General features: G+C 69.5%; 15 protein-coding genes and 1 other RNA gene. 6 read left to right on the top strand and 10 right to left on the bottom strand.

Annotated elements, in window-relative coordinates; all coding sequences use genetic code 11:
* The first annotated feature begins 74 nt into the window (after positions 1-74).
* Positions 75-477: RNase P RNA component class A (gene rnpB, locus VHU88_14415), an RNA gene on the top strand.
* 2 nt (positions 478-479) lie between these two features.
* On the opposite strand, the gene VHU88_14410 is transcribed toward rnpB, so the two are convergent.
* Together VHU88_14410 and VHU88_14405 are read right to left on the bottom strand one after the other, a co-directional pair.
* Complete coding sequence (locus tag VHU88_14410; GenBank protein HEX3612876.1) at positions 480-1,646, bottom strand: site-specific integrase; 1,167 nt, start codon at positions 1,644-1,646, stop codon at positions 480-482.
* 2 nt (positions 1,647-1,648) lie between these two features.
* On the bottom strand, positions 1,649-1,801 hold the full coding sequence (locus VHU88_14405) for a helix-turn-helix domain-containing protein (GenBank protein ID HEX3612875.1): 153 nt from the start codon (positions 1,799-1,801) through the stop codon (positions 1,649-1,651).
* A gap of 327 nt (positions 1,802-2,128) precedes the next feature.
* Between VHU88_14405 and VHU88_14400 the strand changes: the two genes are divergently transcribed.
* The gene (locus VHU88_14400) at positions 2,129-2,842 is read left to right on the top strand and encodes a helix-turn-helix transcriptional regulator (protein HEX3612874.1); all 714 of its coding nucleotides are present in this window, start codon (positions 2,129-2,131) and stop codon (positions 2,840-2,842) included.
* A gap of 64 nt (positions 2,843-2,906) precedes the next feature.
* On the opposite strand, the gene VHU88_14395 is transcribed toward VHU88_14400, so the two are convergent.
* Entirely contained in the window at positions 2,907-3,032 is a 126-nt protein-coding gene (locus VHU88_14395; GenBank protein ID HEX3612873.1) for a hypothetical protein, read from the bottom strand.
* A 202-nt stretch (positions 3,033-3,234) separates the two neighbouring features.
* Here VHU88_14395 and VHU88_14390 point away from each other — a divergent pair, with 202 nt between their 5' ends.
* Positions 3,235-3,612, top strand: a complete 378-nt coding sequence (locus VHU88_14390) for a hypothetical protein (GenBank protein HEX3612872.1) — start codon at positions 3,235-3,237, stop codon at positions 3,610-3,612.
* 149 nt (positions 3,613-3,761) lie between these two features.
* Here VHU88_14390 and mobF read toward each other — a convergent pair whose 3' ends face one another.
* From mobF to VHU88_14365, 5 genes are all read right to left on the bottom strand, one after another.
* Positions 3,762-5,135 (bottom strand): MobF family relaxase, encoded by a 1,374-nt coding sequence (gene mobF, locus VHU88_14385; GenBank protein ID HEX3612871.1) that lies wholly within the window; start codon positions 5,133-5,135, stop codon positions 3,762-3,764.
* Between the two features lie 730 nt (positions 5,136-5,865).
* Positions 5,866-6,339: a GNAT family N-acetyltransferase gene (locus VHU88_14380; protein HEX3612870.1), complete on the bottom strand. Its 474-nt coding sequence runs from the start codon at positions 6,337-6,339 to the stop codon at positions 5,866-5,868.
* A gap of 236 nt (positions 6,340-6,575) precedes the next feature.
* On the bottom strand, positions 6,576-7,124 hold the full coding sequence (locus VHU88_14375; GenBank protein HEX3612869.1) for a hypothetical protein: 549 nt from the start codon (positions 7,122-7,124) through the stop codon (positions 6,576-6,578).
* Between the two features lie 658 nt (positions 7,125-7,782).
* Positions 7,783-8,184, bottom strand: coding sequence for a PIN domain-containing protein (locus VHU88_14370; GenBank protein ID HEX3612868.1), 402 nt, complete (start codon positions 8,182-8,184; stop codon positions 7,783-7,785).
* A 22-nt stretch (positions 8,185-8,206) separates the two neighbouring features.
* Complete coding sequence (locus tag VHU88_14365) at positions 8,207-8,368, bottom strand: hypothetical protein (GenBank protein ID HEX3612867.1); 162 nt, start codon at positions 8,366-8,368, stop codon at positions 8,207-8,209.
* Between the two features lie 332 nt (positions 8,369-8,700).
* Here VHU88_14365 and VHU88_14360 point away from each other — a divergent pair, with 332 nt between their 5' ends.
* Entirely contained in the window at positions 8,701-10,854 is a 2,154-nt protein-coding gene (locus tag VHU88_14360; protein ID HEX3612866.1) for a LuxR C-terminal-related transcriptional regulator, read from the top strand.
* Positions 10,855-10,870: 16 nt separating this feature from the next.
* Here VHU88_14360 and VHU88_14355 read toward each other — a convergent pair whose 3' ends face one another.
* A complete protein-coding gene (locus VHU88_14355) occupies positions 10,871-11,317 on the bottom strand; it encodes a Rieske (2Fe-2S) protein (protein HEX3612865.1) in 447 nt (148 codons plus the stop codon).
* Positions 11,318-11,329: 12 nt separating this feature from the next.
* Positions 11,330-11,923 carry a hypothetical protein gene (locus tag VHU88_14350; GenBank protein ID HEX3612864.1) on the bottom strand — a complete coding sequence of 198 codons (594 nt, stop codon included), beginning with the start codon at positions 11,921-11,923 and terminating at the stop codon, positions 11,330-11,332.
* Between the two features lie 628 nt (positions 11,924-12,551).
* Between VHU88_14350 and VHU88_14345 the strand changes: the two genes are divergently transcribed.
* Together VHU88_14345 and VHU88_14340 are read left to right on the top strand one after the other, a co-directional pair.
* Positions 12,552-12,767, top strand: coding sequence for an ANTAR domain-containing protein (locus VHU88_14345; GenBank protein HEX3612863.1), 216 nt, complete (start codon positions 12,552-12,554; stop codon positions 12,765-12,767).
* Between the two features lie 218 nt (positions 12,768-12,985).
* Positions 12,986-13,447, top strand: a complete 462-nt coding sequence (locus VHU88_14340) for a hypothetical protein (protein HEX3612862.1) — start codon at positions 12,986-12,988, stop codon at positions 13,445-13,447.
* The last annotated feature ends 5 nt before the right edge of the window (positions 13,448-13,452 follow it).

The following is a 13,452-nucleotide window of genomic DNA, read 5'->3' as shown; positions in this document are numbered from 1 at the left end:
CGGGCGGTCCCGCACCGCGCAGCCCGGTGGCGCCCCCCGGGGCCCGACCCCCGGGCATAGGATCCAGGCGGCGACGAGCCGGCCGGGCGGCCGCGGTGGTGATTCCTTCGGGGGCCACGCCGAGGAAAGTCCGGACTCCACAGGGCAAGGTGGTGGGTAACACCCACCCGGGGCGACCCGCGGGAAAGTGCCACAGAGAAAAGACCGCCCGAGCGCCTCGGCGCGCGGGTAAGGGTGAAACGGCGGTGTAAGAGACCACCAGCGCCCGGGGCGACCCGGGCGGCTCGGCAAACCCCACCCGGAGCAAGGTCAAGATCGACGGGCCTCGGCCCGTCGTGCGCAGGCGTTCGAGGGCTGCCCGCCCGAGCCTGCGGGTAGGCCGCACCGAGGCCGACGGCAACGCCGGTCCCAGATGGATGGCCGCCGGCCGGGGGCAACCCCGGCGCACAGAATCCGGCTTACAGGCCGGCTCGTCGCTACTAGGCCTCTGAACTGCGTGTTTGCGGACCGGGCGTGGGTCCGGTCCGCAGCCAGTCCGCAGCACCGAGAACACTGTCGACGGCTTCGCGGGTCCGGTCCTCCGAATCCGGCCACAGGTGTGAGTAGGTGTCGAGGGTCTCGACGGCGCTCGCATGGCCGAGTCGGGCCTGCACGGTCTTCACCGATTCGCCATGCCGGATCGGCAACGACGCGTAGTAGTGGCGTAACGCGTGGAAGCCGGTGCCCGCAGCCAGGCTCGCCTCTACCGCCGCCGGGCGCCATGTCGCGGAGAACCCCGTCCTCCGGATCGGGGCGCCCTGCTCGGCCACGAATACGAGCAAGACGTCCTCGATCGTGGCGTCCGGTCCGCCGACCCATATCGAGGTCAGGACCGGAGGGAACCTCGCCAAATGTTCGGCCAGGGCGTCGACGACGATTTGGGGGAGCGGAATCGTCCGGTGCGAGGCCGCGGTCTTCGGGGCTGCGAGGAATGGGTCGTGGCCCTGCACGAGCACGAGCTGCCGGTCGATTCGAACGGTTCGCCGGAGGAAGTCGATCCGGTCGACGGTCAGGCCCAGCGCCTCTCCCTGGCGGACCCCTGAGCCGGCGCCGAGTACGGCGAGCGCGCGGAAGCGTGCGGGTAGCGCGCCGATCAGCAGCTCGACCGGCTCGGTGCTCATAGGCTCGACGCGGTTCGGTTCCACCTTCGGCAAGCGTGTGCCGACGCACGGCGACTCGATCACTCGGCGGTCGCGGATCGCCGACTTGAAGATGCTTGCGACGATTCCGTGCACCACTTTCACCGTGGCAGGCGCCAGGACGACCGAAAGCTTCCGCACCCAGAGCTGGATCTCCGACGGCCGGATCGACGCGAGCGGCCGGTCGCCGAACGTCGGGTAGGCGTGGCGGCGCAGCATCGTCTCGAAGTACGCCGTGGTGCTCGGCCGGTGCATCCGGGCAAGACGCCACTCCTCGGCGTAGGCCCGAAACGCGAGAAGGCCGGCCTTCGGGTCGACGTAGGTCCCGCGCAGGATGTCGGTCTGGACCGTCGCAAGCCAGCTCTGCGCGTCGATCTTCCGCGGAAAGTGCCGCGAGTGCTCCTTGCCCGCGGGGTCGCGGTAGCGGCCGCGCCACTTGCCGTCGGGCCGCTTTTGGATGCTGGCCATGGCTAGTTCGTCTCCTCGGTGAGCCAGCGGCGGATCTCGTCGGGGTCGTAGCGCAGGTGCCGACCGCAGCGGTAGGCCTTCGGGCCGGTGCCGTGGTGGCGCCAGGTGTAGAGCGTTTGCACGGGGATGCCGAGGAATTTGGAGACGGCCTTGATGGTCCACAGGGGTGCGATGGCGGCGATGGTGGTGCTCCTCTCGCCTTGGGGATTGGTATTGGGTTGTTGTGCGGGGGTTGTCGGTTCAAGAATCTCGGTGCTGCGCAGCCGCGGGGCAAGGTGACTTCGGTTATCCCGCTACCTGGATAACCGGAGTTGCGTCGGCCGGTTCCTGACGTTCGGCGACCTGTTCGACTGCGCGAGGCGTCTGGCGCCCCGGCGGCCCATAGTTGCTGACGCTTGTTCCCGAACACTGGCTAGCACGTATCGCAGTACATGTGCTGTCGCAAGTGTCAACATGGTTCGGGAACCATGTGGCTTGTGGTCATGGCACTGAAGGGCAAGCGGGCGGCGGTGAACATTGCGCCGCCGGATCCGCCGGTGGATCTCAACGAGATCGTGGCGTACAACTTCCGGCGGGCTCGGGAGTTGCGCGGGCTGACGCAGGACGAGGCCGCCATCAGGTTGGAGCCGTTTCTGGGGCAGCGGTTGCCGCAGGCGAGCATCTCGGCTTTGGAACGTTCGTGGGGCGGGGACAAGCGTCGGGAGTTCGACGCGCAGGAGATCCTCGCGTTCGCGTGCGGCTTCGACGTGCCGTTGGTGTGGTTCTTCCTGCCCCCGCCGGGTGATGCGCGGCGGTTGGTAGGTACCTCGGATCAGGTGAACGAGCTCTACACCCTGGCGTTGGGTCGGGAGGATCAGCTCGACGATCTCTACACCCGGTTCCGGGAGCTGGGGATGAGCGAACCGGGCGCGCAGGACGAGGCGCTCGCGCGGGTGATGGGGACCCCGACCAGGGTGACGTTGCAGGACTACCGCCATCGCCGCAAGGAACTGCTGCTGGCGCTGCTGGCCGATTACGCGGATCGGGTTGATGCCTCGGCGGACGAGTTGGGCGCCTTCTTCGATCACCTGCGCCAGGTCGGGATCCGGGGCCTGGTCGCCGAACAGCTCAACGACCCCGACTACAGCGTTGCGCCCGCGAGCACCGGTCGGAAAGCACCTGCCAAGTCCAGCGTGCCGAGGACCGCCGGTTCGTGAAGCTCGGTGACGCCGATCGAGACCTGGGCCGGTTCAGCGGGGCCGCAGCCGATGTGACGACGGATCACTCGGATTGTGCGGCGAGTTCGGTGTGGGTGTCGGCGCCAGCTGGACCGGCGGCGTCAGCGTCGAACTCGACCTGCAACTGTTCCCCGGCGTCGAACTCCTCGAACAATGGGTCATTCGGCACGGCCGCGACTCGGGAGGGACGGATGGTCAGGCCGCGAGCGAACGCGCCGGCCGTTGGGACTATGACGAACTGACCGAAAGTACGCGGCCGAGTGTTCGGCCACGGCGTCCAACCGCTGCGCGGGTTTCGTCGGGATCCGTGCGCGGGTACGGATCGACGCGGCCCGGGAGGGTGAGGGGTGGTACCTGACCGGCTGCGTGGGGTGACACGCAATCCCGCCTGGGCCGCCGGGGCCGTCCTGGTGGTGGGAGTGGCTGCCGGAGGGTGTCTGGGTGCGGCCGCGCCGGGCGCGCAGTGCGCGTCGCCCCTCTCGGTGGAGGTACCCGGGGAAGTGTTGTGGGGTTCGATCGGGCTGGCAGTCGCATGCGCCGTACTGCTCCCGCTGCTGTTGGCCCGGCTGCTCCCGGATGTGCTGGCCGGGTTGCGGGGGGTGGCGCTGGTGACGGTTTGTGTCGTGTCGGCGGCTATGGGGGTTGCCGGGTCGATGTGGGACCTCGATCTCGCCTGCATCACCGGTGCACCGCTTTTCTTGGCGGACTGGTTCTACCCGCTGGTAACGGCCGGCGCACTCGCCTCTTGACCCGGGATCAGCCCAGGAGCGTGTCGAAGGCCGCCGCCGTATACGCCGCCGTCCCGGCGGTCGCCGTGCCGATCGTCGGGCTCGCCAGCGCCGTCGGGCTCTCCAACGCCCTCCACGAGAACCTCTGGCTCGATGGGTTCGGTCTCATCCTAGGTGGATGGTTCCTCGGCGGTATGTCCCGCTACAAGGGTTGGTTTCGAACCTGATCGCTTTGCCACATGTCGTTCGGGTGGGCCGGGCGGCCCAGAAGGTGTCCGGTCCATGGACCACCGCCCGTCGGAGGCCCGGGAGGTGACACCTTTCGGGTGCTCCCCGACCGAGACTGCTTCGCTGTGGACCAGGGCCATCTCGGTGAGTTCTTCCACCCGGGCAGCTACCTGCGCCGCGCTGCTCCCGTCGGCCGGGAGGCGCGCGGCGACCTGAGCGGCCACATCCGCCCGGGAGAACACCGCACGCGCGCGGCCGGCTGCCCGCACCGCGTCGAAGAGCAACTCCGGTTCGCTGCGCTCGGCGGGTGTCGGGCGTTCCCGGGCCGCGGCCGCAACGGCGGCCATCAGGGCGGGCGGGGTGAACCCGGCCGCCCCGGCCTCGGCCACCCAGGTCTGGCGCAGGGTGGCCGGTTCCGGGTGGGTCTTGCCCGGGCGCGTCTTGAGGACAGCGGTCTTCACCACCACGGCACGCTCGCCCGCGGAAAGGGTCCGGCCGAGAGTGGTTTCGTATTCGGCGATTTTCGGTGCTGCCTCGGTCTCGATAGCGGTCGTGCGTTTGCTCCACAACTTCATCAGACCCTGGGGGACGCCGGCTATCTCTGCCTGTCCGTGTTCGTTCACGTCCTCGAACACGACACCGAGCCGGCCGGTGAGTTCATTCCGCAAAGCGCTCTGGTAGATCATCCCGGCGCTGTTCTTGTGGTGATACAACTCGCTCGCGTCAATGGTGCGCCAGATCCCGTCGGCGCAGAACACCTTGTTCACCACCAATGCGTGGGTGTGCAGCTGCGGATCCGCGCACCGACTCGTGCGGTGGTCGAACAACGCCACCGCCAGACCGTCCGTCCGTAGCTGTTCGGTGCCGTCCGTCCCCCGCCGCGAGAGGGAAGCGTGGGTGTCGAGGTAGGCCAACGCGGCCGCCACCGCGGCGCGGTGCGCGCCCGTCGCCGCGGCCGCGACCTCGGGATTACCCAACGCCCACAGGGCACTGACGCTCTTCGGCGCCGATAACGTCAGATCGAACCCGGTCACCCCGTCGGCCCGCCAAGCCCGCCCCAACCGCTCCCCGGTGGCCGGGTGCAGCGCCCGGGCGAAGAGTGCCTCCAGCTGCGCCTCGGCCACCACCGCGCCGGCCTCCAGGCCGAGGCGGTCGAGTCCGCGGCCGTGCCAGCGACCCGGGGCCTCACCTATCCCGAGGTAGTACTCCGTGGTCGCGCAGGCCACGGCGCCGGTGTAGTAACGCCACGACGCGGTCCCGATCTTCGCCGAACTCAACACCGCCAGACCCCCGCCCGACCACCCCAGGTTTGCCACCACCGTACATTCGAAGAATGCACATGCCTGTCCCTTTCGGCAATCGCTTTCAATCCTCCGGAGGTGCTATCGAATTGATGGCTGATGGCGGTAGGGAATAGCCAGCAACGGAAACTCACGGACAATGTTGAGATGAAATCATCGAGCAGTTGAATTCCTCGGGACGGGGAGCGAGCTTGCTGCCGAAGGGTGAGGCTGTCGCGGCCGGAGCCGGCTTCCCGATGAGGTCAGAACGTTCACGACCGGGTGGTCGCCGACCCACGAAGCCACCGTCGCCCAGCCTTGTTCGAGCAAACCGGGCCGACGCCTTGACCCGATGCGCGCTGACGAGGCATGCGGTGTCCGCTGCTCCGCGGGCTGCCGGTACCGGTACCGGTGCCGGTGGTGGTGGGCGCGTTAGTCGTGTTTGGATGCGCCCCGCAAACCCCGGGAGCCTGAGGCCGTTCGAACAGTTTTGAACACGGGTTCCGGGCGCCCCCGGATCGGCGTGTCGCCTTGGGGTTGGGACGTCCGGTAGTGACCGGAAGCGGGACGCCCCATCGGCAGAGACAGGCCTGGGCCCAGCCGGCCCTCGGACCAGGGGTGTCCCGCTGCAAGCTCGCAACGGGTCCGCGAACCTCGGCCACCACATCCGATGCGATCGGCGCACTCACGTTGGGTGGGCCAGTTCGGGTTGACATAGCCAAGACCGCGAAGTTCTCTCACCAACCTCCGCGAACTGGGTCAAACCTCAATCCGCCAGGGCTATCTCGTACCCGATGCTGTACCTGTCGCGGGTGGTGACGTTGACGTCGGCGCCGGAGCCGCGGAGCAACCGAGCGACCGCGAGGTTTCCGGGGGCGACCAAGGCGGTGAACCGGTCAATGCCATCCTCGCGGGCGCGCCTGCTCAGGCGGGCGATCAGCTCACCGCCCAGGCCGCGGCCCTGCCATTCGTCGGCGACGGTGATCGCAACCTCGGCGGAGGTCGGGTCGGCGGCGTGGCGGATGTAGCGGGCGACGCCGAGGAGGCGCCCGTCCCGGGTGTCCAGCGCGCCGAGCGCCTCGTGGTCGTAGTGGTCGACGTCGGTGAGAGCACGCAGTTCCTGCGCGGACAGGCACGGCTTTGCGGTGAGGAATCGAGACGCGCGGGAGGTGTTGCCCAGCCGCTCGAATGCCGTGGCGAGCAGGGGAGCGTCGGCGGCCTCGACTGGACGGATCAGCACCACCGCTCCGCCGCGGAGCTTCACCTGCTCTGCCGCCCCCGCCTCCTTGATCTCAGGTGTTGTGTTGAGGTGGGGTGGGGGCCCGGTCGTCCCGGTACCGGGCTCCCACCCATCGGGCGGGCCCTTCGGATCGTGAGCGTTCTCGATCCTGCGGACCTGCCGCGGGCAGGTGGTGGTTCCGTTTCCCGGCGGAGCTCCACCTGCGTGCTTGCGACGTCCCGGCCGCGGAAGCGGGTTCACGACCTCGACGTGATCTCGCGGCCGATTTGTTGGCAGAGCTGGTCGAGCACGTTCGCGTGTTTCGTGGCCGCGGTCGTGCGCGGCTCGGGAAGGGTCGCTCCCCCGTGCCGGAGCGCCGCCAGGACTTGTGCGGCCACTGGGTCGACTCCCCGGTCGGCCTGCAGGTGTCGCGGGTCCATCCGCTCTGCCAGCGTCGACAGGTACCGATTTGCGGCCTGCAGGTAGCCCGCGACGCTGCGCTCGACCAGCAGATGCGGGCGCGCGGTCGTCGAGATCGCGAGCTCGGAACGGTGCTCGGACCAAGGAAGCAGCTCGAGGACCACATCGAGGCGGCGCCCGCGGCCGCCAGGCAGCCGCAACGTGGCCGGAAGCTTGCGCAGGGCGGCGTAGCGGTGTGGTTGGTCGCGGAACAACGGCCCGGCCGGGATCAGATCCACCGCGACCGCCGGATCCAGAATCATCACGTCGAACGCGGCCGCCGCCGCCATGGGGGCGAGCAGGAACACGTGCGAGACGCTCGGATAGCCGCGAAGAGTTGAACTCATCGGATACCTCCCAATGGCGCCGGACGTGCGATGAAGTTGTCCGGCTGCAGAAAGCACAAAAGAACTTCCGGTGTCGGGCCGCGGCCGTCGGTGCGTCCTCCACGTCGAGGACCACAGCCGTGGGCTGTAGCGACCCGTGGATCGCTCACCTGCTGTTGCGGTCGCACGCGCCCATGGGTGCGACCTGCCGCGCCGGTGGAATCCCCATAACTCGCGCACGGCGTCATCGACCCGCGCGAGGCCCCCTTGCCAAAAACGACGCCGCGCGGGGCTCCCACCCCGTCCCGGCTCGCTCCGAAGAGCCTACGGGATCATGGTTACCGACTGGTAACCCAGGGGTGAATTCCCGCACACCGCCACGCCGGGGTAACCAAGACTGAACTGATGCTACGTCAGATATCCTGTGGCATAGGGCCCTGGCCGCGGAACCACCCGCCGCGGAACCACCCCTGCACGCGAGGCAATGCGAACCAAAGGGCCCGCCCCCGCAGGGGATGGTTCTGTCCGCTTGCCCGGCAGCGTACGTCGAGCCCGATCGGGGGCCCCGATGGTCCGGCGGGACCTGTGCCCAAAACCCTCCGTATTTGAAACGAGCGGTGAGGCTGATGTCAGCCCCCGGGTTTACCGCTGGATCCTGATCCGCGCTCAGCCGCCGGTTCTACCCCGCGCTCTCGACCAGCAGCCCGGGCGTGTTGGTGTAGATGCCGTCGTTGGCCACCAGCGGGATCCCAAGACGGACCGCAACCGCAGCTACCCACCGGTCCGCGTCGTGCTCCCGCTGGGCCAGGGCATGCCCGGCGCGCTGGCAGTCGACCCGCAGCCGAGCGTAGGCGGCTATAAGTTCTGGGCCGGTGTGCACGATCTCGGCGCGGGCGATCCTGGCGTCCAACGCCGCGCTGCGGGTCGGGCCCCACCCCCGTAGCAAAGCGCCGTAACGCAACTCTGCCACCGTCTGGAAGCTCAGAAAGACCGGACGCCCGGTGATGATCGGCGCGTAGCGGCGGGCCAGCGGCGAATCGGGGACCAATTGCGCACCGTAGACGTCGGTGTCGATCACCACCGGCCGCGACCTGGAGCCTGGTTCACCCGGTCAACGTGGCCAGGAACGCGGCTCCCTCGGCCTCGTCGAGATCGGCGATCACCATCTCCGCCGGGGAGGGCAGCGGTCGTGCGCGCGCCAGTAGTTCGGCCACCGGCCGCGCAAGGCTGCCCGGCGTGACCGGTTCGATCGGCTGACTGGTCATCGCTGCACCACGGTACCCGCACGTACCCGCAGGGCCCGCACTTCGGCCCTTGAAACAACCGAACTGTCAGACGGGACGCCAGACAACCTCGCATTTCAGTCCGCAATCAGTCCGCACGAGCGACGAAGGCAGCCAGCCGCGAACCGCTGGGGGTCGGTGGGGAACAGGTGTGGCGGATCGGGCCGCTGTCCCTGCCCCCCGAGGTCACGGACGGCGAGGCCGACGTCGCAGCGGTCGCCGCAGCGGAGTCGGTGCAACTGTTCTGCGAACGGGCCCAGGCGGCTCGCGCGGGATTTTAGCTGGATGCGGGCAACGCGGCGACCGTCGCGGCGTTGTGCCGGCGCCTCGACGGGGTGCCGTTGGGCATCGAGTCGGCTGCAGCCCGGGTCGGGGCGTTGTCGCCGGAGCGGATCCTGACCGGGCTGGCGGACAGCTTCCGGTTGCTGAGCAGCACTGTGCGTGGTGCACCGTCGCGGCAGCAGACCATCGCCGGGTGTGTGCAGTGGAGCCACGACCTGCTCGAGCCGACGGAGCAGGTGCTGCTGCGGCGGCTGGCGGTGTTCCGGGGCCCCTTCGGTATCGATGCGGCCGAGGCGATCACCTCGGGCCCAGACCTGCACAGTGACGACGTCGTGGCCGCGCTGGCCGTGTTGGTGGACAAGTCGCTGGTCGCCTTCTACGGTCGCGGCTACGGACTGCTCAGCCCGGTGCGCGAGTTCGCCCGGCGGCGGCTGCTGGAGGCCGGTGAGGCCGAAGGCGTGCACGACGCCCATCTGGCCGAGTTCGTGCGGGTCGCCGCGCAGGCGGCCGCCGAGCTTGCGGCCGCGCCGCAGATCGCCACATTGGATGCTCTCGACGCGATCCGGGTGGACCTGACCGCGGCGGTCGACTGGGCGCTGCACCGGGGGATGCTCGACGTCGCCGCTGCGCTGGTCACCGATCTGGCGTTGTTCTGGCAGTTACGTGGGCGCCACGGGGAGTCGGTGATCCGGGTGCGCCACGTCCTCGCCGCGTTACCTGATGACCCGTCAGCAGTGCGCGCCGGGCTGCTGTGGGCCGCGGGCCAGCTCGGTGCCGCGGCGATGGACCTCCCCGGCGGCTACGGCATCGCCGAGACGACGGCCGCGGTGGAGCTCGCTGCGCGCCACGACTACAAACTCCCCCTCGGCCGAGCGCTGGGAATGCAAGCGCTCGTGGCCGCCCTCGGTGCCCCAGCCATGGCTCCGGACGTCGCCCGGCAGGCGCGGGCCGCGGCCGCGGCCGCGGGCGACCCGTTCGGGGTGACGATGGCCGACGTCTGCGCCGGTTTCGCCATGATCTGGGCGTGCGCCCGCCCCGACCTGGCCGAGGAATGGATGACCGGCCTGCACGAGGCTGCTACCGACACCGGCAGTCCGCTCTGGACGGCGTGGCGGGACCTGATCGTCGGCATCGGTCACTGGCGCCAGGGGCGGCTCGCCGAGGCGATCGACGCCCTGACCGCGGCCGAGTCGGCGGCCTGGGCACTGGGCGAGCCGGTGTTGGAATCGTGGTGCGCGGCCTGGGCCGCCGACGCCATGCTCGAGGCCGGTCGGCTCGAGGCCGCGGAGGAGATGCTGCGCCGCAGCGCGGCGTGGATGGACCGCTCCTCGTGGGCCAGACTCGAATGGGTGCTGTTCCGACGCGCCACCCTCGCGCTGGCCCGCGGCGATCTGGACGGCGCGCAGACGGCCCTCGAGACGGTGACCCCGGTGTTGAGCGCCACCGGGTTCGGCTTCGTCTCCCTCGAACTGGCGCTGATCCGAGGCCGGATCGCCCTGTACCGCGGCGACCTCGCCGCCGCGACCGCCGCCGAGGAGGAGACGACCCGGCTCACGGCAACCGTCCCGATGCCCTGGTACCTGACCCGCGCGGCCAACGCCACCGGCCGACTGCGCCGCGTGCAGGACCGGCGCATCGACGCCGAGACCGCTCACCACCAGGCCCTGGCCCTGTGCCTGGCACACGGCTTCGCGTTGGTCGCCGCGGACACCCTCGATTGCCTCACCCGCCTCGCCGCCGACGCGCAGAGTTGGACCGAGGCCGCACGCCTCCTCGGCGCCGCCGACGGCCTGCGAGCACGCACCGGGGCCGTGATCCACGCGCTGGACGCAGCGGCCCGCAACGACGTCACCGCCGGGATCACGCAGGCGCTCGGACCGGAGGCGTTCGAACAGGCGCGCACCGCCGGCTACTCCCTCGACCTGGCTGAGGCCATCGCCTACACCGCCCGCGCCCGTGGCGAACGCAAACGCCCCAGCGCCGGATGGGACTCCCTCACCCGGACCGAACTCATGGTCGTCGAGCTTGCCGCCCAGGGCCTGACGAACAATCAGATCGCCGATCGCCTGCTGATCGTGCCCGGAACAGCAAAGATCCACCTGCACCACATCTTCGCCAAACTCGGCATCACCCGTCGCGCCGAACTGGCCTCCCGGGCAACCGAACGGCGCCTGACGGCGGAATAGAGCTGTGGCCCGGGCGTCAGGTCAGCGTGAGGGTGCCACCGTTCGAACTGACTGCCTTGGCGGCCAGAGGCAGCAGGGCCGGGCCCCGGACGACCGCTCCGTCGTTGATCGAGAACCTGCTGCCGTGGCAGGCGCAATTGATTGTCCCGCCCTCGACGTTTGCGACCAGACACCGCTGATGCGTGCAGATCGCGTTGAACGCCTTGTACTCCCCGGCTTTCGGCTGCGTTACGACGACTTTCTGCTCGGCGTACACCGCGCCACCGCCGACGGGCACCTTGTCGGCGGGGCCGAGTGGCTCGCCGCCGGGCGCCGCCGAGGACGGCCCGGCGGACTCCGACCGGGTGCCCCCGAGTCCGACCGCGCACAACGTGACCGCGCCCCGCACCACCGCGCGGCGGGCGACCCGATCCTCGAATTCCGGGCTGAGGTTCGCAGCGCCTGAGCCTGCGTCAGTTCCCATGTCCGTAGCTGGTCAGAACGTCGTGCAGCCGTTGGGCGGGCCAGGGGTGAAGTCGTTCGCCTCGGCGAAATTGGCGATACCGGGCATGGGGATCTTGTTGTTCCCCATGCACCAGTAGATGAGCGTGGCCTCGTACGGTTCCGTGCCCTCCACGACACTCAGGTGGAGGTCGTGGTGGGCGTGCGAGACGGCGTCCCCGGCGTGGCTCTCCTCGACCTTTGCGCAACCGGTGGCGGTGGGTTGATAAATGCCTACCTGGCCCCTGGTGGTGATCGCGAGGCCGGGGGAGTGGCGATACCAGCCGGTACTGGTACCCGGGAGGGCGGTGACCCTGAGTATCAGGACGTCCCCGCCATCTGGCACCGTCAGCCGCCGGGCCTCGAACGCCTTGTCGTAGCCGCACATGGCGATCGACGTGAAGGTGCCCCGGGAGCCGTCGACCGCCGTGAGCCCAACGGGGGCGGCTCGGTAGTCCCCGCCTGTACAGCCAGTGGGTGCCTTCGTCTCGGCCCCGTCCGCGAGCGGCGGTGCCGCGCCCTTGTCGAGTTTGTCGAAGTAGCCGACAAACGTCGCGGGCGCGCTGCTCGCGGCGTTGCTGACCAGCACCCGACCGGCCGGCAGGACCGCGACCTCCCCGGTCTGGTACTCGCGGATCGTGCACCCCTGCGCCTGGACGACCCGAACCGTGCCCTCGGTGATCGCCAGGATCGAGAGCCCCGGCTGCGTGCGCCACCCGGCGGTCGAATTGGGTTCCAGAGCGTACGACCCGACGTAGGCGCCGGAACCCGGCGTGACCGTGATGACGCCGGATCCGATCGCAACGCCCCGCGCGCGATTCTCTCAACACGGCGACTCCGTGCGGCGGCGTGGCCGTTGCCACGCCCGTGGCCAGGACGGTGCTCAGCACCACGACCGTTCCACCGAGGACTTCGTCCACTTCACGTCGGGACCTCCACGAACCTTCGGCGTCGCTCCGGAGTCGACGGCTGGGGTTCGCAAGGCTGACATCGAGCGGGCGGGTCCAACATCTGCTGAAGGGCATACAGCGTGGGAGAACCTGGCATACAAGCCGGGTGACAACGTGGCCCGTCGCTCGATAACCTCGCGTGACGGCCCGGTCGCCGAGCGTACGGCTCGGCGGCGGAGGACTAGACGAGCCGTTAGTGGGCAGAACGCCTAACGCGCTCCGGACCCCGGCGACAGTCGAAAATTCCTCTCGCCGGAAGGTCACGGCATGAACCCGATCCCCAGGTCCAACACCTATCCCGGTGAATCACTGACCGTCTGCCACGCGGCCGGCATGGTGATGGCTCAGCTCAACGTCGACATCGACGAAGCCGAGGCCAAGCTGCGTTCCTATGCCGTCGCCATGCACCGACCGCTGAGCGACGTCGCCAACGACATCGTGTCCCGCCGGCTGCATCTGGACCGGCCCTGCCCGAGGGGCTGATCGTGGGCGCTTCGCCGTAGGGCGCGCAGGCGCGGCGGAGCGTGCGGACCTCCTGCGCCAGGACGAGCACCTCGTCGTTGGTCCGTCCCGCCCGATTGCGCCCGATCCGTCCCGAATCATCCGTTCGGCGGGTAGGGCCGGCCGAAGGCCCGATCCGGTGCGGGTGGTTTCGCCGGAAGCTCCTCCCAGACGTTCTTTTCGAGCAGGGGGAGCAAGAAATGCGCCGGACCGGGATTGCCGCAGTCACCGCTTTCGTGGCCTCAATCGCCATCATCGGCGCGGGTGCCCCGAACGCCCAGGCGGCGGTGAGCCCGGCCGCGGCGACGACCGGCACCCCCACGCTGCTGTACTGCGCAACGGTGTTCGAGGACCTGCAGCCCTTCGCCAAGGCGTCCACCGCGCTGGGCTCGGCCGGCAACACCGAGAGCGTGTTCCTGACGGCCCTGCACGGCTGGAGCAAGAAGGCCTCGAGCGGTGCGAAGAAGATCGCTGCGGTGTCGGCCCCCGAGGGCACCTCCGCCAAGGTCCGCTCCGACGTCAAGAACCTGGCGAGCGTGCTGCGGACGGCCGCATCCGAGACGAAGACCATTCACACCAAGGCGCAGCTCGAGCACTTCCTGCCGACCGAGAAGACCATGGAGAAGGACGTCACGACCCTCACCAAGGCGTGCGGGTTCTGACGCCG

It is taken from the genome of Sporichthyaceae bacterium (assembly GCA_036269075.1).
Lineage (GTDB): Bacteria > Actinomycetota > Actinomycetes > Sporichthyales > Sporichthyaceae > DASQPJ01.
Note: the sequence above shows the minus strand (reverse complement) of the source record. Positions and strands in the feature narration are given on the sequence as shown.

What these genes read in the sequence shown, in the direction of transcription:
- VHU88_14410 (HEX3612876.1), bottom strand. Translation starts at nt 1,646, where the DNA reads ATGGCCAGCATCCAAAAGCGGCCCGACGGCAAGTGGCGCGGCCGCTAC.
- VHU88_14400 (HEX3612874.1), top strand. Translation starts at nt 2,129, where the DNA reads ATGGCACTGAAGGGCAAGCGGGCGGCGGTGAACATTGCGCCGCCGGAT.
- VHU88_14375 (HEX3612869.1), bottom strand. Translation starts at nt 7,124, where the DNA reads ATGAGTTCAACTCTTCGCGGCTATCCGAGCGTCTCGCACGTGTTCCTG.
- VHU88_14365 (HEX3612867.1), bottom strand. Translation starts at nt 8,368, where the DNA reads ATGACCAGTCAGCCGATCGAACCGGTCACGCCGGGCAGCCTTGCGCGG.
- VHU88_14355 (HEX3612865.1), bottom strand. Translation starts at nt 11,317, where the DNA reads ATGGGAACTGACGCAGGCTCAGGCGCTGCGAACCTCAGCCCGGAATTC.
- VHU88_14345 (HEX3612863.1), top strand. Translation starts at nt 12,552, where the DNA reads ATGAACCCGATCCCCAGGTCCAACACCTATCCCGGTGAATCACTGACC.
- VHU88_14340 (HEX3612862.1), top strand. Translation starts at nt 12,986, where the DNA reads ATGCGCCGGACCGGGATTGCCGCAGTCACCGCTTTCGTGGCCTCAATC.